Genomic DNA, 23,432 nt, shown 5'->3' on the forward strand with positions numbered 1-23,432 from the left:
CTCTTGCGGTGGCGGTCAGGCCAGGAAGCGCTGCGCCAGTCGCACCCAGAAGGTCGCGCCCAGGGGCAGTGCCAGGTCGTTGAAGTCGTAGCCAGGGTTGTGTACTTCACAGCTGCCGCTGCCTTCGCCATTGCCGATCAACAAGTAGCAACCCGGCACTTGCTCCAGCCAGAAGGCAAAGTCGTCACTGGCGCAGATCGGTTTCTGGCCCGCTGCCAGGCCTTCCTCGCCCAGCCAGTCACGTATCACCTGTTCGGCCAGCTGGCTGGCCTGCGTGGTGTTGACCAGTACGGGGTAGCCTTCGCCGAAGCTCACCTCGGCGCTGGCGCCGTAGCTCTGCGCATGGTGCTCGGCCAAGGCCTGGATGCGCTGGCGCAGCAACTGGCGGACGCTGGCATCGAGTGCGCGCACGCTCAGGCGCAGCTCGGCCTGGCCGGGTATGACATTGGCAGCATCGCCTGCAATAAAGGCACCCACGGTGATGATCGCGGTTGCGCTGGGGGGTACGTTGCGCGAGACGATGGTCTGCAGTGCCAGCACCAGCGAAGCGCCTACCACGATCGGGTCGATCGCCCGGTCCGGCATCGCGCCGTGGCCGCCGTTGCCGTGGAGAACGATGGTGACGCTGTCGGTGGAAGCCATGCGCGGCCCGGCGAGCACGCCGAACTGGCCAACGGGCATGCCGGGCGAGTTGTGCAGGGCGTAGATGGCGTCGCAGGGAAAGCGCGCGAACACGCCTTCATCCAGCATGCGCTTGGCGCCGGAGCCTCCATGGCCTTCCTCGGCGGGCTGGAAGAACAGGTGCAATGTGCCTCGCCAATGGCGCTCCCGGGCCAGTTCGCACGCAGCGGCCAGCAGCATTGCGGTATGCCCGTCATGGCCGCACGCATGCATCTTGCCGGGCACCTTGCTGGCCCACGGCTGCCCGCTCTGTTCTGTGATTGGCAGGGCGTCCAGCTCCGCGCGCAGGCCGAGCGTGGGGCCCTGGCCATTGCGCAGGGTGGCAATCACGGCGGTGCCGGCCATGCCTTGATCAACCTCGTAACCCCATTCGCGCAGGTGACTGGCTACGCGGGCGCTGGTGGCGAATTCTTCGAAGCCCAGTTCGGGCTGGCGGTGGATAGCCCGGCGCAGTTCGACCATGGCCGGGGTGATGGCGGCGATGCCGGGGGCGATGCAGGGTATAGGCATATTGTTCTTTCCTGGTCTGCGAGGCGACACTGCGCTGCCCGTTGGCGGCCTTGGCCTCGTGCTCTACCCTAGCGCCGGTGTTGACGGTGCATAAGCCGCAAAAATGTTGTCATGACGACCCTTGGTGTTCAGGCAGGAGACTTTTCGTGAAGCTGCATCAGCTACAGGCCTTGCTCGCCGTGGCCGACCACGGTGGCATCCGTTCGGCCGCCCGGGCCCTGGATCTGTCCCAGGCCGCTATCACCCGCGCCCTGCGTGAACTGGAAGAGGAGCAAGGCTTGGCCTTGCTGGCCCGCCATGCCGGCGGCGCGCGCCTGACCCCGGCTGGGCTGACCCTGCTGCCGCACGCGCGGCAGATCGCCAGCCAGCTGGAAAAGGCCCAGCGTGACTTGGCCAGCCTGCGCGGGGAGGCGCCAAGCCGTCTTTGTGTAGGGATTACCCCTTGGTTCGGGCAGACGCTGCTGGGTGCGGCCCTGCAAGCGTTTCGCCAGCAAATGCCGGCGGTCCAGCTGGAACTGTATGAAGGTTTGCAGGCCGTCAGCCTGGCACTGTTGCGCAGTGGTCAGATGCAGTTCGCCCTTGGCCCGGCGAGTGGCCTGCCAGGGCAGGAGTTCAGCCATCGGGTATTGGCCCACTATCCCATGCGGGTGTTGGCGCGCATCGACCATCCCTTGCAGGCAGCCCACTCGCTTGAACAGTTGCTGGAGCAGGACTGGGTGATGAACTTCACCCAGGCGGGCCAGCATGCGCTGATACATCAACTGTTTGGCCGCCACGGTTTGAGTATCGAACCGGGGCGCATCGTCTGTGCGCAGTCCAGCGCGATGCTCAGCAGCCTGATCGTAGACGGCGGCCTGTTGGGGTACTCGCCCGAGCCGATGCTGCTGTGCGAGCCGTTGCGCGGCAGGGCACGGGCACTGAGCCTTGACCAGCCGCTGGAGCCGGGTGACATCAGCGTGATCCACTTGCGCGACCAGGCGCTGGACCCGGCTGCGCAGTGCCTGGTGCGTTGCCTGGAGCAAGTGCTGAAAGCGTGCTGCCGCTCGTGCGATGGCGGCGATCGGCGCTTGGCTGACATGCTCAGGCTGAGTTTCTGAGAAAGTGCGGACAACGGCTGACAGCTATCGGGCTGCGTTTAACCCGCGTTCCTTTATCCAAATGCCGAGGTCGCGGCTTGAATGACATCGGGTAAAAAACCTGCAATTTTATAGGAGGATTCGGCGGCCGATTGGCTTGTACATCTTCAAGACAGCACTACCACGGCGGAGCAGCCGCGACCTATCCTAATATTCGCGTAAGCCACGCGTGCAAATCCGAACGGGATTTCTGCTTATCAGGCCCAGAAGCCGAACAGCAGCAACGCCGCCACACCAAGCCCGACCGCAACCGAGCAGCCGCCCAGCGACAGCGCCGCCCGGCCTTGTCGGTACCAGCCGTCGTGGCCCAGGTGCCGTGCGGGCGCCAGCAGGCTGCGCCAGCGCAGTTCGGTGTCGTGAAACGCCTGCAAGTTCGCCGTGTCCGCATCCAGCCAGCGGCGAAAGTCGATGCGCTCGCACGCAGTTACCTGTGGGCTCTGCAAGCGCACATACCATTGCCCGGCAACACTGGCCAGCACGTCCCGACGCGAGCGGCCGGCCTGCAGTGCCTGGGCCATGTTGCGCTCGATGCTGGCCAGCGGCAGGTCGAGGCGGGCGGCGATGATGGCGAAGTCCAGCTGGTCCAGGCGGTTGAGCAGGAATACTTGCTGCACGCGCCGTGGCAGCCGCTTGAGGGCGTGCAGCAATGCGTTATCGGCATCGTCCTGGGCAAGCGGGGTTGGGTGCTCGAGAGGCAGCAGCAGGCGGCTCATGGACAGCTCCTTGCTTGAAAGGGGGAGGGGTGGGGGCATCTTCCTTGACGCGTCATCAGCGTAGGTTAAACGAGATTGATTCTCAAGTGCTGATTCCGCAAAGTTTTGTAACGAGCGTTCACGCCCTGAAACACCTTTGCTATCATGCGCGCCATCACGATCTTCATTAGCCTGAAGAGCCAAAAAAAAGACCCGGCAAAAAGCCGGGTCAAAAACCGTGATTAGCCTGATGAGGAGATAATCTGAGAGCGACCTAAGCTCCAGGTTATCCAGCGGATCTCGCGATCAGCTGAGTGCAATAATAATCGTTATCATTTGCCAGTCAAATGAATTTTCGCTAATCCGGTAAAAAAGTTTTACCGGCGCGCTTCCTTGTCCCGGCAATCGGGGCCTTTGCCGTTACGCGGCTATCACGTTTTCTCCCTTCTTTTCTCCTTACAAACCCGGGTCCACTGCGCGTTTGTGCTCCAGCAGTGCGCGTGCCATATCCATCATGTGCATCAAGGCGAAGGTCAGTTCACGCTGGCTGCCTTGTTGATGGGTGGCGGTTTCCTGCGCGGTGGCGGCGGCGCAGCGCAGCAGGGCGATGGCGTGTTCCTGGGCCTGGTCGCCGGTGACGCCTTCGTGCAGGGTCCAGATCCTGTTGTCCAGGGTGGGGCGAGGCGGGTTGGGATTGAGGTAGTAGTCGAGCGCGCGGCGGGCGGCTTCGCTGTCCAGATCTGTTTCGTCGTTTTTCGGTGGTTTCATCCTGATACCTGCTAGAGCCAGTAGGGAAAGGGGTCAGGTCGATACTAATACCTAGAGTATTTTTATGCTTTCGAGTAAATAATACTGAATGTTTATTGAGCGCTAGAAGGCAGTCCGTATCGTGCCAGCGATGAATATGGATAAATGGATTGCCCTCGTCCGTAACCGGATGGAGGAGCTAGGGCTCACTCAAGAGCAGCTTGCCGAGCGCGTTGGCGTGTCTCAAGGCAGCGTGGGGCATTGGGTGAACAAGCGGCGTCAGCCGAAGATCGAGTCGATGAATCGCACGTTCGTCGAAATTGGTATGCCCCATTACAACGTCAGCTTGCAGTTGCGCGTCCAGGGGCGGGTTGGCGAGGAGCGAGGCGTTTACGAAGTCGATGACGACGATGCAGAGTTGGACCTCATGCAATACATTGTGTGTTTCCGCTACCCGGTACTGGGTTGGGATGAGCCAGATGTTGCAAAGGTCGAAGAGCCTGTTGTGTACGAGCAAACGGACTATCTGGCCAAGGGCAAGGCGTTCTGGCTGACCGTTGAGAATGACGCGATGAGCGCCCTCAGTGGCCGCAGTGTGCCGCAGGGCATGCGGATGCTGGTTGATCCTGGGGTAGAGGCTGGGCCAGGGCGTCTGGTGATCGCTCGTCAGCCAGGCAAACCGGCGATTTTCCGCGAGTTGGCCGAGGAAGGCGGCCAGTGGTACCTGAAGGCGCTGAACAGCAACTACCCAGCACTGCTGTGTGAAGAGGGTTGCGAGTTTCTAGGTGTGGTCGTGCGAGTGCATGGGGCCTTCTAGATTGCCGGGGCTGCTGTGCAGCCCTTTCGCGACACAAGGCCGCTCCTACAGGTGTGGCGCAAGCCTGAACCGTACTGTGCCCTTATGGAAAGCTGGAACTCATTTCTCAAGCGCTACAAGCGCGATCACAAACTCAGCCAGCTAAAACTGGCCGAGCGTCTGGGCATGACTCAGGGCGGCGTGGGCCATTGGCTGCGTGGCACGCGGCGGCCCACGCTGGAGACCATCAATGAAAAGCTCGAGAAGCTAGGGCTCGTGTTTCTGGAGGCCCAAGTCATGGTGGTTGAGCGTGACATTGTGCCTGAAGCGCCGCTCTATGCGAGTTTCCGCTTCCCGGTGTTGGGTTGGTCTGACTTGCAGGGCCCTTTGCCTGAAACCAGCAAGGCTCGCGAACAGACGGACTACATGCCCGCAGGTAATGCGTTCTGGCTGGTAGTGGAGAGCGATTCGATGAATGCCGCCAGTGGCAAGAGCGTGCCTGAGGGTATGCGTGTGCTTGTGGATACCGGCCTGCCGGCAGAGCCAGGCAGGCTGGTCATTGCACGGCAGCCGGGTCGGCCGCCAGTGTTGCGGCAGTTGGTCGAGGAGGGTGGCGACAAGATGCTCAAACCGCTGAATACGCGCTACCCGACTGTATTATGTGAGGACGGCTGTGAGTTCCTGGGGGTGGTCGTGCGGATGCACGCGGCCTTATAGAATGCCGGGGCTGCTGCGCAGCCCATCGCTGGCAAGCGGGGCTCCCACAAGTACGGTGCCAACCTCAAGCATTGCGCTGTCCCTGTGGGAGCGGGTTCACCCGCGAATGCCCCACCCCGGTGGATGGCACCGGCTTTGCCGGTGTTCGCGGCTAAAGCCGCTCCCATAGTGATGGTGCAAGCTTCAACGTTTGAGCAAGTTGCCCCTGCTTAGTTTACTCTGTCAGTTCAACCAGCACCGTCCCCTCGCTGACCATATCCCCTTCCTGGCAGAACAACGCCTTCACCGTCCCGCTATGCGGGGCACGAATGCTGTGCTCCATCTTCATGGCCTCCAGCACCACCAGCGCAGTACCCGCTTCTACCACCTGCCCCGGCTCCACCAATACCCGCACGATGCTGCCGTTCATGGGCGCACTCAGGCCGCCCTGATGGCTGTGGCTGGCCTCGGCTTCGGCAATCGGGTCGAAGGCTTCGATGGCGTGCATCTCACCTTCCCAGCGCAGGTACAGCGTGCCACCCCGGCGAACCGCCAGATGCTGGCGCCGCACGCCATCCTGCTCATGCACCAGTTGCTCGCCCAGCAATTGCCAGGTGGACGCAGCGCTGCGCTCCAGGGCAACGGCCTGATCCTGGCCGCCGCTCAGCAGATGCAGGCTGCTGCGCGCCGGCAGGCCCAGGCGCAGGCCGTTGCGCTCGCCCCACGGGGAACGGCAATCATCCCCCCGCTGATGCCCGCCCTGGCCCTGCAGCCAAGCCTCGGCCGCCGCTTCCCAGAACACTGCCGGTAGCGCTTGCGGCGCTGGCAGCAAAACAGCCTGGTGACGTGGAATGAACCCGGTGTCCAGCTCTGCCGCAGCAAACGCCGGGTGCGCGAGGATACGCCGCAAGAAGGCAATGTTGGTCTTCAGACCGCCAATCGCGAATTCGTCGAGCATGGCCAGCAAGCGCAGGCGCGCCTGCTCGCGGTCTTCGCCCCAGGCGATCAGCTTGCCCAGCATCGGGTCGTAGAACGGCGATACCACATCGCCTTCGCTGACCCCGCTGTCCACTCGCCGTCCTTCGCCCGGTGCCGACTCGCGGTACAACGTCAGCTTGCCGGTTGCGGGCAGGAATTCATTGGCGGGGTCTTCGGCATACAGGCGCACTTCGATGGCATGGCCAATCAGCGGCACCTGGTCCTGGGTAATCGGCAAGGCTTCACCGCAGGCCACGCGAATCTGCCAGGCCACCAGGTCGAGGCCGGTAATGGCTTCGGTGACCGGGTGTTCCACTTGCAGGCGGGTGTTCATCTCCATGAAGAAGAACTCGCCACGGGCATCGAGCAGGAATTCCACCGTGCCGGCGCCGACATAGCCGATGGCCTGTGCCGCGCGCACCGCTGCCTCGCCCATCGCTCGCCGCAGTTCGGGCGAAAGGCCAGGGGCGGGGGCTTCCTCGACCACTTTCTGGTGGCGGCGCTGAATCGAGCAGTCGCGCTCGTTGAGGTACAGGCAGTTGCCATGCTGGTCGGCGAACACCTGGATTTCCACGTGACGTGGCTTGAGCACGTATTTTTCAACCAGCATGCGCGCATCGCCAAACGACGACTGTGCTTCACGCTGGGCCGAGGCCAGGGCATCGGCCAGCTGGCCTTCTTCCTCGACCACCTTCATGCCCTTGCCACCACCGCCGGCGCTGGCTTTGAGCAGCACCGGGTAGCCAATGCGTTCAGCGGCGGCGCGGAAGGTGTCCAGGTCTTGCGCTTCGCCGTGGTAACCCGGCACCAGCGGCACCCCGGCGGTTTCCATCAACGCCTTGGCCGCCGACTTGCTGCCCATGGCATCGATAGCGCTGGCCGGTGGGCCAAGGAAGATCAGCCCGGCCTGTTCGATGGCGCGGGCAAAACCGGCGTTTTCGGACAGGAAGCCATAGCCTGGGTGAATGGCCTGGGCCCCGCTGGCCTTGGCGGCGGCCAGCAGCTTGTCGACCAGCAGGTAGCTTTCGGCGGCCTTGGTGCCGCCCAGGTCGACGCGGATATCGGCTTCGCGGCTGTGCCGGGCGTCACGGTCGGTGGCGCTGTGCACGGCGACGGTGGTCAGGCCCATGGCCTTGGCGGTGCGCATGACCCGGCAGGCGATTTCGCCGCGGTTGGCAACCAGCAGGGTGGTCAAAGCGGGGCGGCTCATGGGCGCGGCTCCTTCTTGTCATCGGTTTGCCAGGCGGGGCGGCGTTTTTCCAGGAAGGCGCGCAGGCCCTCCTGGCCTTCGGCGCTGACGCGGATGCGGGCAATGGTGTTTTCGCAGTAGCGGCGCAGGGCCGGGCTAAGCTCGCCGTCGTCCACTTCGCGCAGCAGGTCCTTGGTGGCGCGCAACGCCTGCGGGCTGTTGAGCAGCAAGTTGCTCACCCAGGCTTCTACCTGTGCGTCCAGCTCGCTGGCCGGGTACACCTCGGCCAGCAGGCCCAGCTCGCGGGCCCGCACACCGCTGAAGCGTTCGGCGGTAAGGGCGTAGCGGCGCGCGGCGCGCTCACCGATGGCTTTGACCACGAACGGGCTGATCACGGCCGGGGCCAGGCCGATACGCACTTCCGACAGGCACAGCTGGGCGTCTTCGGCGCCGATGGCCATGTCGCAGCAACTGATCAGGCCCAGCGCGCCGCCAAACGCCGCACCTTGCACCACGGCCAGGGTTGGTGTTTTGAGGCGGTGCAGGGCGTACATCAGCTCGCCCAGTTCGTGGGCGTCATCCAGGTTGGTGTTGAAGTCCAACTGCGCCGACTGCTGCATCCAGGCCAGGTCGGCGCCGGCGCTGAAGTGCCGGCCACGGCCGCGCAGCAGCACAAAGCGCAGGCTGGAATCTTCCGCCAGGCGGTCGATGGCCACGATCAGCTCGCGGATCATCTGCGCGTTGAAAGCGTTGTTCTTGTCCTCGCGGCTCAGCCACAGGGTGGCGAAGCCGCGCGTGTCGCGGATCACTTCTAGGGTGCTGAAATCGCTCATGATCACATCCGGAAAATGCCGAAGCGGCTGGGTTCGATCGCTGCGTTCAGCGCGGCAGACAGCGCCAGGCCGAGCACGTCGCGGGTCTGTGCCGGGTCGATGACACCGTCGTCCCACAGGCGGGCACTGGAGTAGTAGGGGTGGCCCTGGTGTTCGTACTGGTCGAGGATCGGCTGCTTGAGCCTGGCTTCGTCCTCGGCACTGAAGGCCTGGCCACTGCGTTCGCTTTGCTCGCGCTTGACCTGGGCCAGTACCCCGGCCGCCTGTTCGGCGCCCATCACGCCAATTCGCGCGTTGGGCCACATCCACAGGAAGCGTGGGTCGTAGGCGCGGCCGCACATGCCGTAGTTGCCGGCGCCGAAACTGCCGCCGATGATCACCGTGAACTTGGGTACCTGGGCGCAGGCCACGGCGGTGACCAGCTTGGCACCGTGCTTGGCGATGCCGCCTTCTTCATACTTTTTACCGACCATGAAGCCGGTGATGTTCTGCAGGAACAGCAGCGGGATGCCGCGCTGGCAGGCCAGTTCGATGAAGTGCGCGCCCTTTTGCGCGGCTTCGGCGAACAGGATGCCGTTGTTGGCCAGAATCGCCACCGGGTAGCCGTGCAAGTGGGCGAAGCCGCACACCAGGGTAGTGCCGAACAGCGCCTTGAATTCATCGAACACCGAGCCGTCGACCAGCCTGGCGATGACCTCGCGCACGTCGAACGGCTGCTTGGCATCGGCCGGCACTACGCCGTACAACTCTTCGGCGCCATACAACGGCGCCACCGGCGCCAGGCGCTGCAGTTTGCCCAGCTTGTGCCAGTTGAGGTTGGCCACGCTGCGCCGGGCGATGGCCAGGGCGTGTTCGTCGTTGTCGGCGTAATGGTCGGCCACGCCGCTGGTGCGGCAATGCACATCGGCGCCGCCGAGGTCCTCGGCGCTCACCACTTCACCGGTGGCAGCCTTCACCAAGGGCGGGCCGGCGAGGAAGATGGTCGCCTGCTGGCGTACCATGATCGCTTCATCGGCCATGGCCGGCACATAGGCACCGCCAGCGGTGCACGAGCCCATCACCACGGCAATCTGCGGGATGCCCTGCGCGCTCATGTTGGCCTGGTTGAAGAAGATCCGCCCGAAGTGCTCGCGGTCTGGGAACACTTCGTCCTGGCGTGGCAGGTTGGCACCGCCGGAGTCCACCAGGTAGATGCACGGCAGACGGTTCTGCTGGGCGATGGCCTGCGCACGCAGGTGCTTTTTGACCGTCAGTGGGTAGTACGAACCGCCCTTTACCGTGGCGTCGTTGGCCACGATCATGCATTCCACGCCTTCGACGCGGCCGATGCCGGCGATGACGCCCGCAGCGGGCACGTCTTCGCCGTACACCTCATGGGCGGCCAGCTGGCCGATCTCGAGGAATGGCGAGCCCGGGTCCAGCAGGCGGTCGATACGCTCGCGCGGCAGCAGCTTGCCCCGCGAGGTGTGCCGCTCCTGCGCCTTCGGGCCGCCGCCCTGGGCGACCTGGGCGAGCAGGCCGCGCAGGGCCTGGACCTGTTCGAGCATGGCCGCGCTGTTGTCGGCGAATTCCGCCGAACGCGGGTTGATCTGGGTATGCAAGGTAGCCATGTGCGCCCGTCCCTTGTGCTCAGCGGGTTTCGTTGAACAGTTCACGGCCGATCAGCATCCGGCGGATTTCGCTGGTGCCGGCACCGATCTCGTACAGCTTGGCATCGCGCAGCAGGCGGCCCGCCGGGAATTCGTTGATGTAGCCGTTGCCGCCGAGAATCTGGATGGCCTCAAGGGCCATTTGTGTGGCGCGTTCGGCGGTGTAGAGGATCACCCCGGCGGCATCCTTGCGGGTGGTCTCGCCACGGTCGCAGGCCTGGGCCACGGCATACAGGTAGGCGCGGCTGGCGTTGAGCTGGGTGTACATGTCGGCGATCTTGCCCTGGATCAGCTGGAACTCGCCGATGCTCTGGCCGAACTGCTTGCGGTCGTGGATGTACGGCACCACCAGGTCCATGCAGCTTTGCATGATGCCGGTCGGGCCACCGGACAGCACCACGCGCTCGTAGTCCAGGCCGCTCATCAGCACGCGCACGCCACCGTTGAGCTGGCCGAGGATGTTTTCCTGTGGCACTTCGACGTCATCGAAGAACAGCTCGCAGGTGTTGGAGCCGCGCATGCCCAGTTTGTCGAACTTGTTGCTGCGGCTGAAGCCTTTCCAGTCACGCTCGACGATGAACGCGGTAATGCCGTGCGCGCCCTTGTCCAGGTCGGTCTTGGCGTAGATCACGTAGGTGTTGGCGTCCGGGCCGTTGGTGATCCAGGTCTTGCTGCCGTTGAGCACGTAGTGGTCGCCGCGTTTTTCCGCGCGCAGCTTCATCGACACCACGTCGGAGCCGGCGTTGGGCTCGCTCATGGCCAGTGCGCCAATGTGCTCGCCGCTGATCAGCTTGGGCAGGTACTTCAGCTTCTGCTCGTGGGTGCCGTTGCGGTTGATCTGGTTGACGCACAGGTTGGAGTGGGCGCCATACGACAAGGCCACCGAGGCCGAGGCACGGCTGATTTCTTCCATAGACACTACATGGGCCAGGTAACCCAGGCCGGCACCGCCGTACTCTTCCGCCACGGTGATACCCAGCAGGCCCATGTCGCCGAACTTGCGCCACATGTCAGCGGGGAACAGGTTGTCGTGGTCGATTTGCGCGGCCCGTGGCGCCAGCTCGGCGGCGGCGAAGGTGCGCACCTGATCGCGGAGCATGTCGATGGTTTCGCCCAGGGCGAAGTTCAGGGAAGGGTAATGCATGCGGGGGCACCTTTGTTGTTCTTGAAGTTGGGTTACACCGTAGCTCAAGGAGCTGGCGCCGGACCCTGTGGGAGCGGCTGCAAGCCTGAGGGCAGGTGTCGTTCATCACCTTTACGTTAACGTAAACCTGCATGGGGTTACTGTCAATCGACTCATCACCTTTACGTAAACGTAAATCTGCGCCAGAGTATTCCCGCTTGCTTCAGTCGTGCCCAGAACAACCACAAGAAGGGACACCCATGAGTCAACCCAGCTATACCCGCGGTCGCCAGGACCAAGCCTTGCTGACCCAGACCATCGGCCAGGCGTTCGATGCCACGGTGGCCCGCTGCGCCGACGGCGAGGCGCTGGTGTCGCGCCATCAAGGCTTGCGCTACAGCTGGCGGCAGTTGGCCGAGCAGGTAGAGGTGCATGCCCGCGCCCTGATGGCGCTGGGCGTGAATACTGGCGAAAGGGTCGGCATCTGGTCGCCCAACTGCGCGCAGTGGTGCATCCTGCAACTGGCCAGCGCCAAGGTGGGTGCCATCCTGGTCAACATCAACCCGGCGTATCGCGTAGGTGAACTGGAATATGTGCTGCGCCAGTCCGGCTGCCGCTGGCTGGTGTGTGCCGATGCCTTCAAGCGTTCCGATTATCACGCCATGGTGCAGCAGCTGGTCCCAGAGCTGGCCGCCGCCACGCCCGGCGAGCTGGCGAGCCAAGGCCTGCCCGACCTGCGCGGTGTGATCAGCCTGGGCGCCAATCCGCCGGCTGGCTTCCTGCCCTGGCAAGCGCTGGGCGAACTGGCAGGGCAGACCGACATCGAGGCCTACAGCGCCCGCCAACAAGGCCTGCAGTTCGACCAGCCGGTGAACATCCAGTACACCTCCGGCACCACCGGCGCGCCCAAGGGTGCCACGCTCAGCCACTACAACATCCTCAACAACGGCTTCATGGTCGGCGAAAGCCTGGGTCTGAACGAGCGAGACCGCATGGTGATCCCGGTGCCGCTCTACCACTGCTTTGGCATGGTCATGGCCAACCTTGGCTGCATCACCCACGGCAGCACCATGATCTACCCCAATGACGCCTTCGATGCCGAGCTCACCCTGCGCGCCGTGGCCGAAGAGCGCGCCAGCATCCTCTATGGCGTGCCGACCATGTTCATCGCCATGCTCGACCACCCGTCCCGTGCGCAGATGGACCTGTCGACCCTGCGCAGCGGCATCATGGCCGGCGCTACCTGCCCGATCGAGGTGATGCGCCGGGTCATCGACCAGATGCACATGGCCGAAGTGCAGATTGCCTACGGCATGACCGAAACCAGCCCGGTGTCGCTGCAAACCGGCCCGGACGACGAACTGGAGCTGCGGGTGACCACCGTCGGCCGCACCCAGCCGCAGCTTGAGAACAAACTGGTGGACGCCGACGGTTGCATCGTCGCCCGCGGCCAGATCGGCGAGTTGTGCACCCGTGGCTACAGCGTGATGCTCGGCTACTGGGAAAACCCCCAGGCCACGGCCGATGCCATTGACCCGGCTGGCTGGATGCATTCGGGCGACCTGGCGGTGATGGATGAGCACGGGCATGTGCGTATTGTGGGGCGCAACAAGGACATGATCATTCGCGGTGGCGAGAACATCTACCCGCGCGAGCTGGAAGAGTTCTTCTACACCCACCCGGCGGTGGCCGACGCGCAGGTGATCGGCATTCCGTGCAGCCGCTACGGGGAAGAGATCGTCGCCTGGATCAAGCTGCACCCTGGGCACAGCGCCACGGTGGAAGAGCTGCAGGGCTGGTGCAAGGCACGCATTGCGCATTTCAAGGTGCCGCGGCATATCCGCTTTGTCGACGAATACCCAATGACAGTGACCGGCAAGGTGCAGAAGTTCCGCATGCGCGAGATCAGTGTGGCGGAGATTTCAGCTGTATCAGCTGGATGATGTGCTAGCTCAGCCGGCCTCTTCGCGGGTCAATCGGATCGCCCCGATTGACCCGCGAAGAGGCCGGTCCTGCCTGCACAGAATCCTGGTCTACCCTTAAGCCTTCACCGGTGGCTCCTGGCTTGGCGGGTCGCCTACCGTCGGCGGCACGGTCGGCTTGATTGGCAGCTCGTCCGGGTCCTGTTCCGGCACGGGCGGCGGCAGGCTCGGGTCGTCGATGTTCGGATCGGGGGTTTCCGGTGGAATCGGGATGTTCATGGCCTGACCTCGCGTGGGTGAATGAAGAGGTGCTGCAGGCTCTGACCGCTGGCAGTTGCCGTTCGCTCAATTTTTTTGAACCCCATGCCTGTGCCCCGGCTCTGAACCCTTACCGCCACCAGCCTGAGGGAGCAAGGTCGATGTCACGTAACGAGCCGTTTGAAAGCGTGCCCATGGCGAACGATCACCCGGACCAGGTCATCAGCCTGTCCCAGGCGCTGCTGGCACCGCGCATCGCAATCGAGGATACCCAACCGGTACTCGACGGCGGCACGTTTGCCGCCAAGGCCATCAGCAACCAGCCGGTTTCGGTCAGCAGCAAGGTATTCACCGACGGCCACGACCGCATGGCCGTGGTGTTGAACTGGCGCCAGGCGGGCAGCCGGCGAATTCACTGCGTGCCCATGACATCGCCCGGCAATGATCTGTGGCTGGCCGAGTTCACGCCTACCGAAATCGGCCCGCACCTGTTCAGCATCGACGCCTGGATCGACCCCTACGCCACCTACTGCCATGACCTGGAAAAAAAGTTCCAGGCGGGGGTGGACATCAAGCTGGAGCTTGAAGAGGGGCGGCTGCTGCTGGGCAAGGGCATTGAACTGAGCAGTGGCGCATTGCGCGAGCAGTTGCAGGCGCTGCAGGCGCGGCTGCAGACGCTGCCCGATGACGACCAGGTGGCACTGTTGCTGGGCACCGAGGCCAGCCGGTTGATGAGCGAAGCCGGGCACCGCTGCTACCTCACCAGCAGCACCGAGTTCCCGCTGGATGTCGACCGCCCGGCAGCACAGTTTGCCAGCTGGTATGAGCTGTTTCCGCGCTCGATCACCGACAGCCCCGAGCGCCATGGCACCTTCAACGATGTGCATCAGCGCCTGCCGATGATCCGCGACATGGGTTTCGATGTGTTGTATTTTCCGCCCATTCACCCTATCGGCACCCAGCACCGCAAAGGCCGCAACAACGCTTTGCAGGCGCAACCCGAAGACCCGGGCAGCCCTTATGCCATCGGCAGCGCCGAGGGTGGGCACGACGCCATTCACCCGCAACTGGGCAGCCGCGAGGACTTCCGTCGGCTGGTGTCGGCGGCCGCGCAGCATGGTCTTGAGATCGCGCTCGACTTCGCCATCCAGTGTTCCCAGGACCACCCCTGGCTGAAACAGCATCCGGGCTGGTTCAGCTGGCGCCCGGACGGCACTATCCGCTACGCCGAGAACCCGCCCAAAAAATACCAGGACATCGTCAACGTCGACTTCTACGCCCCCGACGCAGTGCCGAGCCTGTGGCTGGCCCTGCGCGATGTGATCATCGGCTGGGTCGAGGAGGGCGTCAAAACCTTCCGCGTCGACAACCCGCACACCAAGCCGCTGCCGTTCTGGCAATGGCTGATCGCCAATGTGCGCAGCCAGTACCCGGACGTGCTGTTCCTCGCCGAAGCCTTCACCAAGCCGGCGATGATGGCGCGGCTGGGCAAGGTGGGGTACGCGCAGAGCTACACCTACTTCACCTGGCGCAATACCAAGGAGGAGCTGCGCGAGTTCTTCGAGCAACTCAACCAGCCGCCATGGAGCCAGTGCTACCGGCCCAACTTTTTCGTCAATACGCCGGATATCAACCCGTTCTTCCTGCAGCACTCGGGCCGCGCCGGGTTCCTTATCCGCGCTGCGCTGGCGACCATGGGGTCGGGGCTGTGGGGGATGTATTCCGGCTTCGAGCTGTGCGAAGCCGCCGGGTTGCCGGGCAAGGAAGAGTATCTGGACTCGGAGAAGTACGAGATTCGTCCGCGCGACTTCACCCAGCCCGGCAACATCATCGCCGAGATTGCCCAGCTCAACCGCATTCGCCGGCAGAACCCGGCATTGCAGACGCACCTCGGTGTGGCGTTCTTCAACTGCTGGAACGACAACATCCTGTACTTCGCCAAGCGTACGCCCGAGCGTGACAACTTCATCCTGGTGGCGATCAGCCTCGACCCGTTCAACGCCCAGGAGGCGCATTTCGAATTGCCCCTGTGGGAGCTGGGGCTGGATGACGATGCTGAAACCCACGGCGAGGATTTGATGAATGGCCACCGCTGGTCCTGGTACGGCAAGACCCAGTTCATGCGTATCGAACCCTGGCATCAGCCATTCGGTATCTGGCGGATCGAAAAGGCGCGCTAGGGCTTGAATATTCTGGGGCCGCTTTGCGGCCCATCGCCGGCAAGCCAGCTCCCACAGGGCCGGTGCCAGCTGTGAGTTTTGCAAGACATCCTCTGGCTTGGCGCTTGCTGTCAGATTTGCACAGAACCTGTGGGAGCTGGCTTGCCGGCGATGGGCTGCATAGCAGCCCCGAAGTCAGGCAACACGGTTTCGCAGAAATGAAAGGAGTCACTCATGGCCAAGCGTTCCCGCCCGGCAGCCTTTATCGACGACCCGCTGTGGTACAAGGACGCCGTCATCTACCAGCTGCACATCAAGTCGTTCTTCGATTCGAACAACGACGGCATCGGCGACTTCGCCGGCCTGATCAGCAAGCTCGACTACATCGCCGAGCTGGGTGTGAATACGTTGTGGCTGCTGCCGTTCTACCCCTCGCCACGGCGCGATGACGGCTACGACATTGCCGAATACAAAGATGTGCATGCCGACTACGGCAGCCTGGCCGACGCCCGCCGCTTCATTGCCGAAGCGCACAAGCGCGGGCTGCGGGTAATCACCGAACTGGTCATCAACCACACCAGCGACCAGCACCCGTGGTTCCAGCGCGCCCGCCACGCCAAGCCCGGCAGCAAGGCGCGGGACTTCTACGTGTGGTCGGACGACGACCAGAAATACGACGGCACGCGCATTATCTTCCTCGACACCGAGAAGTCCAACTGGACCTGGGACCCGGTCGCCGGCCAGTATTTCTGGCACCGCTTCTACTCGCACCAGCCCGATCTCAATTTCGACAACCCGCAGGTGCTCAAGGCGGTCATCGGGGTGATGCGCTTCTGGCTCGACCTGGGCGTCGACGGCCTGCGCCTGGATGCCATTCCCTACCTGATCGAGCGTGACGGCACCAACAACGAAAACCTCGCCGAAACACACGACGTGCTCAAGGCGATCCGCGCCGAAATCGACGCCAACTACCCCGACCGCATGCTGCTGGCCGAGGCCAACCAGTGGCCCGAAGACACCCGCCCGTACTTCGGCGAAGGCGAGGGCGATGAATGCCACATGGCCTTCCATTTCCCGCTGATGCCGCGCATGTACATGGCCCTGGCCATGGAAGACCGCTTCCCGATCACCGACATCCTGCGTCAGACACCGGAAATCCCCGCCAACTGCCAATGGGCGATTTTCTTGCGCAACCACGATGAGCTGACTCTGGAAATGGTCACCGACCGCGAGCGTGACTACCTTTGGAACTATTACGCCGAAGACCGCCGTGCGCGCATCAACCTGGGCATCCGTCGCCGGCTGGCGCCGCTGCTGCAGCGTGATCGACGGCGCATCGAACTGCTCACCAGCCTGCTGCTGTCGATGCCCGGCACGCCCACCCTGTACTACGGCGATGAGCTGGGCATGGGCGACAACATCTACCTGGGCGACCGCGACGGCGTGCGCACGCCCATGCAGTGGTCGCCGGACCGCAACGGCGGATTTTCCCGCGCCGACCCGCAGCGCCTGGTGCTGCCGCCCATCATGGACCCGCTGTACGGCTACCAGACAGTGAATGTCGAGGCCCAGAGCCATGACCCGCACTCGCTGCTGAACTGGACCCGGCGCATGCTGGCGGTGCGCAAGCAGCAAAAAGCCTTTGGCCGCGGCACGCTGCGTACCCTTACCCCCAGTAACCGGCGCGTTCTCGCCTATATCCGCGAGTACACCGACGCCGATGGCAATACCGAGGTGATCCTGTGCGTGGCCAACGTGTCCCGCGCCGCCCAGGCAGCCGAACTGGAATTGTCACAATTCGCCGACAAAGTACCTGTGGAGATGCTGGGCGGCAGCGCCTTCCCACCAATCGGCCAGTTGCCGTTCCTGCTGACCTTGCCACCCTATGCTTTTTACTGGTTCCTGCTGGCGTCGCACGACCGCATGCCCAGCTGGCACATCCAGGCCACCGAGGGGTTACCCGAATTGAATACGCTGGTACTGCGCAAACGCATGGAAGAACTGCTGGAAGCACCTGCCAGCGATACGCTGCAAACCGCCATCCTGCCGCAATACCTGCCCAAGCGCCGCTGGTTTGCCGGCAAGGAAGGACCGATCGACGACGTGCGCCTGTGCTATGGCGTGCGCTTTGGCACCGCCACCACGCCGGTGCTGCTCAGCGAAATCGAAGTGCTCAGTGACGGCGTCGCCAACCGCTACCAGCTGCCGTTCGGTCTGCTCCCCGAGGACCAGATCAACACCGCGCTGCCACAGCAACTGGCCTTGTCGCGGGTGCGCCGCGCCCATCAGGTGGGCCTGATCACCGACGCTTTCGTCCTTGAACCCTTCATCCGCGCAGTGCTGCGCGGCTGCCAGGATGGCCTGCACCTGCCGTGTGGCAAGGGCGAGGGCGAGTTGCACTTCGAAAGCACCGAGCAGCTGGCGGAACTGGGCTTGAGCGAAGAAAGCGAAGTGCGCTACCTGAGTGCCGAACAGTCCAACAGCTCGGTGGTGATCGGCGACCGGGTGGTGCTAAAGCTGATCCGCAGGGTCAACCCGGGCGTGCACCCGGAGCTGGAAATGAGCGCCTACCTGACCGCCGCCGGCTTTGCCAATATCTCGCCGTTGCTGGCCTGGGTCAGCCGCGTGGACGAACAGAAAGCGCCGCACCTGCTGATGATCGCCCAAGGTTATCTGAGCAACCAGGGCGATGCCTGGGCCTGGACCCAGAACACCCTGGAAAGGGCCATCCGCGACCAGATGGAGCCCAGCCGCAGCGACGCCGAGGCGCACACCGACGCGCTGGCCGAACTCACCGGCTTTGCCGCTTTACTCGGCCAACGCCTGGGCGAAATGCATCTGCTGCTGGCCGCACCAACCGACGACCAGGCTTTCGCGCCTCGCCCCAGTGATGCGGCTGATAGCAAGCGCTGGAGTCAGCAGATAAGCGCCGAGCTGGCCCACGCCCTCGACCTGCTGGCCCAGCACCGCGAGCACCTCGACGCCGATAGCCAGACACTGGTAGACGACCTGCAGCAACAACGCGACGGCCTGGCCCAGCACATCGCCAACCTCGCTCGCCAGGCCGAGGGTGGCTTGCTGATGCGCGTGCACGGCGACCTGCACCTGGGGCAGGTGCTGGTGGTGCAGGGCGATGCCTACCTCATCGATTTTGAAGGCGAACCGTCCCGTCCGCTTGACGAGCGCCGGGCAAAACACAGCCCCTACAAGGATGTCAGCGGCGTGCTGCGATCCTTCGACTATGCTGCTGCCATGATTTTGCGCAGCGCGTCTGCGGTGGACCTTTCCGACCCGGCGCGCCAAGCCCGGCAACGGGTGGCCAGGCAGTACCTGCACCAGTCGCGGCATGCCTTTGTCGAAGCCTATGGCCTGGCCACCGCCGCCATGCCCCACGCCTGGCAGCAGGCCGAGGGCGAGCGTGCCGCGCTGGAGCTGTTCTGCCTGGAAAAAGCTGCCTACGAAATTACATACGAAGCCGAAAACCGTCCAAGCTGGCTGGCCGTACCTTTGCATGGCCTGCATGGACTGATCAGTACCTGGGGAGAGTCAGAATGAACGTTACAACGCGTGAAAACGGTGGCCTTCGGCAACGGGACCTCGACGCCCTGGCCCGCGCCGAACACGCCGATCCATTTGCGGTGCTCGGCCCCCATGGCGATGGCGCAGGCGGGCAGGTGGTCCGCGCCTTCCTGCCCAGTGCCCTCAGTGTGCGCATCCTGGCGCGCAATGATGGGCGCGTGCTCGCCGAAATGGAGCAGAGCAGCGTGCCCGGCCTGTTCAGCGCGCACCTTGATGAGGCACAGCCCTACCTGCTGCAGATCGGCTGGGCCGGCGGCGAGCAGGTGACCGAAGACCCCTACAGCTTCGGCCCGCAACTGGGCGACATGGACCTGCACCTGTTTGCCGAAGGCAACCACCGCGATTTGTCCGGGCGCTTCGGCGCCCAGCCGACCCAGGTCGACGGCATCGACGGCGTGTGCTTCTCGGTGTGGGCACCGAATGCCCGCCGGGTGTCGGTGGTGGGTGATTTCAACAACTGGGACGGCCGCCGCCACCCCATGCGCCTGCGCCACAGTGCCGGGGTCTGGGAGCTGTTCATCCCGCGCCTGGGCATTGGCGAAACCTACAAGTTCGAGGTGCTGGGCAAGGACGGCATCCTGCCGCTCAAGGCCGACCCGCTGGCGCGCGCAACCGAGTTGCCGCCGAGTACCGCGTCCAAGGTAGCAGGTGAGCTTGGCCACGACTGGCAAGACCACGAATGGATGGCGCAACGCGCCGAGCGCCATGCCTACAACGCGCCGTTGTCCATCTACGAGCTGCACCCAGGGTCGTGGCGCTGCGAGCTGGACGAGGCTGGCGAAGTGGGGCGCTACTACAACTGGCGTGAACTGGCCGAACGCCTGGTGCCTTATGTACAAGAGCTGGGTTTCACCCATATCGAACTGCTGCCGATCATGGAGCACCCGTTCGGCGGCTCCTGGGGCTATCAGCCGTTGTCGATGTTCGCGCCCACCTCACGCTATGGCAGTGCCGAAGATTTCGCCGCCTTCATCGATGCCTGCCACCAGGGCGGCATTGGCGTGCTGCTGGACTGGGTGCCTGCGCATTTCCCTACCGACGAGCACGGCCTGGCGCGCTTCGATGGCACCGCGCTGTACGAATACGACAACCCGCTGGAAGGCTACCATCAGGACTGGAACACGCTGATCTACAATCTCGGCCGCAACGAGGTACGCGGTTTCATGATGGCCTCGGCCCTGCACTGGCTGAAGCACTTCCACATCGACGGCCTGCGTGTCGATGCGGTGGCCTCGATGCTGTACCGCGACTATTCGCGCAAGGCCGGTGAATGGGTGCCCAACCGCCACGGCGGGCGCGAGAACCTGGAAGCCATCGACTTCATCCGTCACCTGAACGGTGTGGCGGCCCATGAAGCCCCGGGCGCACTGATCATCGCCGAAGAATCCACTGCCTGGCCCGGTGTCAGCCAGCCGACCCAGCAGGGCGGCCTGGGCTTTGCCTACAAGTGGAACATGGGCTGGATGCACGACACGCTGCATTACATCCAGAACGACCCGGTGCACCGCAACCACCACCACAACGAGATGAGCTTCGGGCTGATCTATGCCTATTCCGAGCACTTCATCCTGCCGATTTCCCACGACGAAGTGGTGCACGGCAAGCATTCTCTGATCGACAAGATGCCCGGCGACCGCTGGCAGAAGTTTGCCAACCTGCGCGCCTACCTCACCTTCATGTGGGCGCATCCGGGCAAGAAGCTGCTGTTCATGGGCTGCGAGTTCGGCCAGTGGCGTGAATGGAACCACGACAGTGAACTGGACTGGTACTTGCTGCAATACCCCGAACACCAGGGTGTGCAACGCCTGGTGAGCGACCTCAACCGCCTGTATCGCGAGGTGCCGGCGCTGCACGAGCAGGATTGCCAGCCGCAGGGCTTCCAGTGGCTGATCGGGGACGATGCGCAGAACAGCGTTTATGCCTGGCTGCGCTGGAGCAGCAGTGGCGAGCCGGTGCTGGTGGTGGCCAACTTCACGCCGGTGCCGCGCGAGGGGTATCGCATTGGCGTGCCGTTCGGCGAGCGCTGGCAGGAGTTGCTGAATAGTGATGCAGAGCTGTATGCCGGGTCGAATGTGGGCAACTTGGGGGTGGTCGAGAGTGACGAGCTGGCCAGTCATGGGCAACCGTTGTCGCTGGCCCTGAACCTGCCGCCGCTTGGCGTATTGATCATGAAACCAGCCTGACCGGTTACCAGGGGCTGGCCCCTTCGCAGCACAAGGCTGCTCCTACAGGTTCGCGCTTTCCTGGGTAGGAGCAGCCTTGCGCTGCGAAAGACCTGACATGCTTACCACCGCATCCTTACCCCAAGGCTGCCAATCAGCCCGTTCAAATCATTGTCATCCACATCACTGCTGTAGTCGGCACTGACAAACAGCGCCACCGATGGCGTCACCCGCGCCACCAGCCCCAAACCCAATTCAACGGTGGTGGAGTAGCGCGAGCTGGAAATCTTGTCGACCTGGTCCAGCTTTACCTCATCGGCGTTGCTGAAGTCGTACCATACGTTGGTGCGCACATAGGGTTCGATGGGCATGCCGCGCACTTCGTAGCTTGCGGACAGCTTGGCACCGACCCGGCCGCTCCAGCTCGGCTGGCTGTCGAAGGTTTGCAGGGTCTCTTCCTGCACCCGGCTGCCGGGGAAGAACTGCTGGTTGATCAACTGCGCCTGCGGCTCGATCACCCAGCCGCCACCCAGACCGATGGGGATGCCACCCTCCACCGAAAAGGTCATCGCGTGGCCGCTGTCGTCCAGCCGTTGCCCGTTCTCGTTGCGGCCATTGACGTCGATGCGCGAGCCCATGGCTACGGCATCCAGGTGCCAGCCTTTCTCATGGGTCATGCTCCAGTACACGCCCAGGCTCTCGCCACTCAGGTTGACGGCATTGCGCTGCTTGTCGCCCAGCAGCGGGCGCATGCCGTTGAAGCTGCTCTGCAGGTTGTTGTGCCCCACGAAAATGCCGGCGCGGTGCACATTGCCCGCAGCGGTTTCACGCACGAACAGGTCCGGGCCGATCATCAGTTGCTGGCTGGGTGCTTCCAGCTGCGCGGGCGGTTGCGCGCCGCTGCGTGCACCGGTGGGGAAGAACTGCGCCCATTGGCTGGCGATCAGGTCGGCTGGCGCCTGCCCGTGGCGTTCGCCCATCTTCTGCGAAAACGCGTTCAAAGTGCCGATGCTCAAGCCGCTGGCGCTGACCGGGTCAAGCGACGGTTGCGGCACCACTGATTGCTGCAAAAAGCCGGGTGAGCTCGGATCACCTTGCAGTTCGTACGCGAAAGTTTCCACCGGGGTTGCCAGAAGCAGCGACGTGGAAACCGCGTAGAAAATGCTGTCGAAGCGCACAGGGTTCGAGGTGCTTTTCATGGCGGATCTCCTTTGTTTTTGTAGGGTAAAGCCCGAGGACCTAGCCTGTTGTCACGAGCTGTACGACAAAAACAGGGGGCGACCCAAACCCGCACGCCAGCTTTCGCAAGCGCGCACAAAGGCGCGAGCTAGAGGCCCGGCGCGGGATGTTTTCCGCTAGGTAATGTTTATCTAAGGAGACGCTGGGGCTTGCGTCAAGAAAGCGTGAAGCCTGTGTGGATGTTTCGTGGTGGGCCTCAACCCATTGATTAATCGAATAAATAAGGGGTGTATAGCGGGGTTTGCTATTTGCCCTACCTTGGCTATGAAGAATGATTGTTAGAACCGTACCTCGACCGCCAACGGCAGGTGGTCGGATAGGTGCGACCAAGGTTTGTGCCCCAGAATCCGCGGCCCATGGCTCTCGGCGTTGCGCAGGTAGATACGGTCCAGGCGCAGCAGTGGCAGGCGGGCAGGGTAAGTGCGGGCGAGGTGGCCGTGGTGGCGCTCGAAGGCCTCGTGCAGGTCACGCTGCAAGCCCAGGGTGCGGTTGCCGTGGGACTTCCAGTCGTTGAAATCGCCGGCAATGATCACCGGGGCGTCGACGGGCAGGGAATCGAGCAATTCGCGCAGCAGTTGCAGTTGCTTCTGCCGGTGGCTTTCCAGCAACGACAGGTGCACACAGATGGCATGCACCTGGCGCTGGGGCAGGTCGAGGATGCAGTGCAACAGGCCGCGGCGCTCGGGGCCGGTGATCGACACGTCGAGGTTGCGGTGCTCGATGATCGGGTATTTGGACAGCAGCGCGTTGCCGTGGTGGCCGTCGGGATACACCGCATTGCGGCCGTAGGCGAAATCGCTCCACATGCTGTCGGCGAGGAACTCGTACTGGGAAGTCTGCGGCCAGCCAGGGTAGCGGGCAGCGTGGCGATCATGGCTGCCCAGCACTTCCTGCAGGAACACGATGTCGGCCTGGGTGCTGCGCACTGCCTCGCGCAGTTCCGGCAGGATGAAGCGCCGGTTGAAGGCGGTGAAACCCTTGTGGGTGTTCACCGTCAGCACCCGCAGGCGCTTCACGGCCGGAGCCTGGTCGATGCTGGCGAAACCTGGACTGCCGGCTTCGGGGTTCACGGGTACTCCTCGA

At 63.6% G+C, this 23,432-nt stretch carries 17 protein-coding genes; 7 read left to right on the forward strand and 10 right to left on the reverse strand.

Translation table 11 applies throughout. The annotated features are described in order from the left end of the window. Positions 1–15: 15 nt before the first annotated feature. Complete coding sequence (locus AC5O5R_RS08940) at positions 16–1,191, reverse strand: M20 aminoacylase family protein (protein WP_172222162.1); 1,176 nt, start codon at positions 1,189–1,191, stop codon at positions 16–18. A gap of 146 nt (positions 1,192–1,337) precedes the next feature. Between AC5O5R_RS08940 and AC5O5R_RS08945 the strand changes: the two genes are divergently transcribed. After that, complete coding sequence (locus AC5O5R_RS08945) at positions 1,338–2,288, forward strand: LysR family transcriptional regulator (RefSeq protein ID WP_494515188.1); 951 nt, start codon at positions 1,338–1,340, stop codon at positions 2,286–2,288. Between the two features lie 236 nt (positions 2,289–2,524). On the opposite strand, the gene AC5O5R_RS08950 is transcribed toward AC5O5R_RS08945, so the two are convergent. Then, complete coding sequence (locus AC5O5R_RS08950) at positions 2,525–3,040, reverse strand: DUF4880 domain-containing protein (protein ID WP_494515189.1); 516 nt, start codon at positions 3,038–3,040, stop codon at positions 2,525–2,527. 435 nt (positions 3,041–3,475) lie between these two features. Further along, positions 3,476–3,787, reverse strand: a complete 312-nt coding sequence (locus AC5O5R_RS08955) for a DUF6124 family protein (protein WP_172222175.1) — start codon at positions 3,785–3,787, stop codon at positions 3,476–3,478. Between the two features lie 130 nt (positions 3,788–3,917). On the opposite strand from AC5O5R_RS08955, the gene AC5O5R_RS08960 reads away from it, so the two are divergent. Then, positions 3,918–4,583, forward strand: a complete 666-nt coding sequence (locus tag AC5O5R_RS08960; protein WP_494515190.1) for a LexA family transcriptional regulator — start codon at positions 3,918–3,920, stop codon at positions 4,581–4,583. An 84-nt stretch (positions 4,584–4,667) separates the two neighbouring features. Further along, positions 4,668–5,279, forward strand: a complete 612-nt coding sequence (locus tag AC5O5R_RS08965) for a LexA family protein (RefSeq protein WP_172222178.1) — start codon at positions 4,668–4,670, stop codon at positions 5,277–5,279. Positions 5,280–5,493: 214 nt separating this feature from the next. Here the strand turns inward: AC5O5R_RS08965 and AC5O5R_RS08970 are convergent, their stop codons facing one another. From AC5O5R_RS08970 to AC5O5R_RS08985, 4 genes are read right to left on the reverse strand one after another with little or no spacing between them, the layout of a single operon-like run. Next, entirely contained in the window at positions 5,494–7,446 is a 1,953-nt protein-coding gene (locus AC5O5R_RS08970; RefSeq protein ID WP_494515191.1) for an acetyl/propionyl/methylcrotonyl-CoA carboxylase subunit alpha, read from the reverse strand. Next, on the reverse strand, positions 7,443–8,258 hold the full coding sequence (locus AC5O5R_RS08975) for a gamma-carboxygeranoyl-CoA hydratase (protein WP_172286727.1): 816 nt from the start codon (positions 8,256–8,258) through the stop codon (positions 7,443–7,445). Before AC5O5R_RS08975 ends, AC5O5R_RS08970 begins: the two co-directional genes overlap by 4 nt. Positions 8,259–8,260: 2 nt before the next feature. Beyond that, positions 8,261–9,868: a carboxyl transferase domain-containing protein gene (locus tag AC5O5R_RS08980; RefSeq protein WP_172286726.1), complete on the reverse strand. Its 1,608-nt coding sequence runs from the start codon at positions 9,866–9,868 to the stop codon at positions 8,261–8,263. 19 nt (positions 9,869–9,887) lie between these two features. Next, positions 9,888–11,051 carry an isovaleryl-CoA dehydrogenase gene (locus tag AC5O5R_RS08985; protein ID WP_172286725.1) on the reverse strand — a complete coding sequence of 388 codons (1,164 nt, stop codon included), beginning with the start codon at positions 11,049–11,051 and terminating at the stop codon, positions 9,888–9,890. 239 nt (positions 11,052–11,290) lie between these two features. Between AC5O5R_RS08985 and AC5O5R_RS08990 the strand changes: the two genes are divergently transcribed. Next, positions 11,291–12,973 carry an AMP-binding protein gene (locus AC5O5R_RS08990; RefSeq protein ID WP_172286724.1) on the forward strand — a complete coding sequence of 561 codons (1,683 nt, stop codon included), beginning with the start codon at positions 11,291–11,293 and terminating at the stop codon, positions 12,971–12,973. Between the two features lie 96 nt (positions 12,974–13,069). Here AC5O5R_RS08990 and AC5O5R_RS08995 read toward each other — a convergent pair whose 3' ends face one another. Then, positions 13,070–13,231 carry a hypothetical protein gene (locus tag AC5O5R_RS08995; RefSeq protein WP_172228164.1) on the reverse strand — a complete coding sequence of 54 codons (162 nt, stop codon included), beginning with the start codon at positions 13,229–13,231 and terminating at the stop codon, positions 13,070–13,072. A 140-nt stretch (positions 13,232–13,371) separates the two neighbouring features. On the opposite strand from AC5O5R_RS08995, the gene AC5O5R_RS09000 reads away from it, so the two are divergent. The 3 genes from AC5O5R_RS09000 (at position 13,372) to glgB (ending at position 21,131) form a co-directional block, all read left to right on the forward strand. Next, the gene (locus tag AC5O5R_RS09000; RefSeq protein WP_172286723.1) at positions 13,372–15,390 is read left to right on the forward strand and encodes an alpha-1,4-glucan--maltose-1-phosphate maltosyltransferase; all 2,019 of its coding nucleotides are present in this window, start codon (positions 13,372–13,374) and stop codon (positions 15,388–15,390) included. 213 nt (positions 15,391–15,603) lie between these two features. Next, complete coding sequence (gene treS, locus AC5O5R_RS09005) at positions 15,604–18,924, forward strand: maltose alpha-D-glucosyltransferase (protein WP_172228160.1); 3,321 nt, start codon at positions 15,604–15,606, stop codon at positions 18,922–18,924. After that, positions 18,921–21,131 (forward strand): 1,4-alpha-glucan branching protein GlgB, encoded by a 2,211-nt coding sequence (gene glgB / locus AC5O5R_RS09010; protein WP_172228158.1) that lies wholly within the window; start codon positions 18,921–18,923, stop codon positions 21,129–21,131. Before treS ends, glgB begins: the two co-directional genes overlap by 4 nt. Before the next feature lie 101 nt (positions 21,132–21,232). On the opposite strand, the gene AC5O5R_RS09015 is transcribed toward glgB, so the two are convergent. Together AC5O5R_RS09015 and AC5O5R_RS09020 are read right to left on the reverse strand one after the other, a co-directional pair. Further along, entirely contained in the window at positions 21,233–22,309 is a 1,077-nt protein-coding gene (locus tag AC5O5R_RS09015) for an autotransporter domain-containing protein (protein ID WP_494515192.1), read from the reverse strand. 318 nt (positions 22,310–22,627) lie between these two features. Beyond that, complete coding sequence (locus AC5O5R_RS09020; protein ID WP_172286720.1) at positions 22,628–23,419, reverse strand: endonuclease/exonuclease/phosphatase family protein; 792 nt, start codon at positions 23,417–23,419, stop codon at positions 22,628–22,630. Positions 23,420–23,432: the final 13 nt, after the last annotated feature.

Source organism: Pseudomonas sp. 8_5_2 (genome assembly GCF_059295255.1).

Bases quoted from the DNA above. Each gene is read 5' to 3' on its own strand.
- AC5O5R_RS08940 (WP_172222162.1), bottom strand. From the start codon at position 1,191: ATGCCTATACCCTGCATCGCCCCCGGCATCGCCGCCATCACCCCGGCC.
- AC5O5R_RS08950 (WP_494515189.1), bottom strand. From the start codon at position 3,040: ATGAGCCGCCTGCTGCTGCCTCTCGAGCACCCAACCCCGCTTGCCCAG.
- AC5O5R_RS08955 (WP_172222175.1), bottom strand. From the start codon at position 3,787: ATGAAACCACCGAAAAACGACGAAACAGATCTGGACAGCGAAGCCGCC.
- AC5O5R_RS08960 (WP_494515190.1), top strand. From the start codon at position 3,918: ATGAATATGGATAAATGGATTGCCCTCGTCCGTAACCGGATGGAGGAG.
- AC5O5R_RS08965 (WP_172222178.1), top strand. From the start codon at position 4,668: ATGGAAAGCTGGAACTCATTTCTCAAGCGCTACAAGCGCGATCACAAA.
- AC5O5R_RS08970 (WP_494515191.1), bottom strand. From the start codon at position 7,446: ATGAGCCGCCCCGCTTTGACCACCCTGCTGGTTGCCAACCGCGGCGAA.
- AC5O5R_RS08975 (WP_172286727.1), bottom strand. From the start codon at position 8,258: ATGAGCGATTTCAGCACCCTAGAAGTGATCCGCGACACGCGCGGCTTC.
- AC5O5R_RS08980 (WP_172286726.1), bottom strand. From the start codon at position 9,868: ATGGCTACCTTGCATACCCAGATCAACCCGCGTTCGGCGGAATTCGCC.
- AC5O5R_RS08985 (WP_172286725.1), bottom strand. From the start codon at position 11,051: ATGCATTACCCTTCCCTGAACTTCGCCCTGGGCGAAACCATCGACATG.
- AC5O5R_RS08990 (WP_172286724.1), top strand. From the start codon at position 11,291: ATGAGTCAACCCAGCTATACCCGCGGTCGCCAGGACCAAGCCTTGCTG.
- AC5O5R_RS08995 (WP_172228164.1), bottom strand. From the start codon at position 13,231: ATGAACATCCCGATTCCACCGGAAACCCCCGATCCGAACATCGACGAC.
- AC5O5R_RS09000 (WP_172286723.1), top strand. From the start codon at position 13,372: ATGTCACGTAACGAGCCGTTTGAAAGCGTGCCCATGGCGAACGATCAC.
- treS (WP_172228160.1), top strand. From the start codon at position 15,604: ATGGCCAAGCGTTCCCGCCCGGCAGCCTTTATCGACGACCCGCTGTGG.
- glgB (WP_172228158.1), top strand. From the start codon at position 18,921: ATGAACGTTACAACGCGTGAAAACGGTGGCCTTCGGCAACGGGACCTC.
- AC5O5R_RS09015 (WP_494515192.1), bottom strand. From the start codon at position 22,309: ATGAAAAGCACCTCGAACCCTGTGCGCTTCGACAGCATTTTCTACGCG.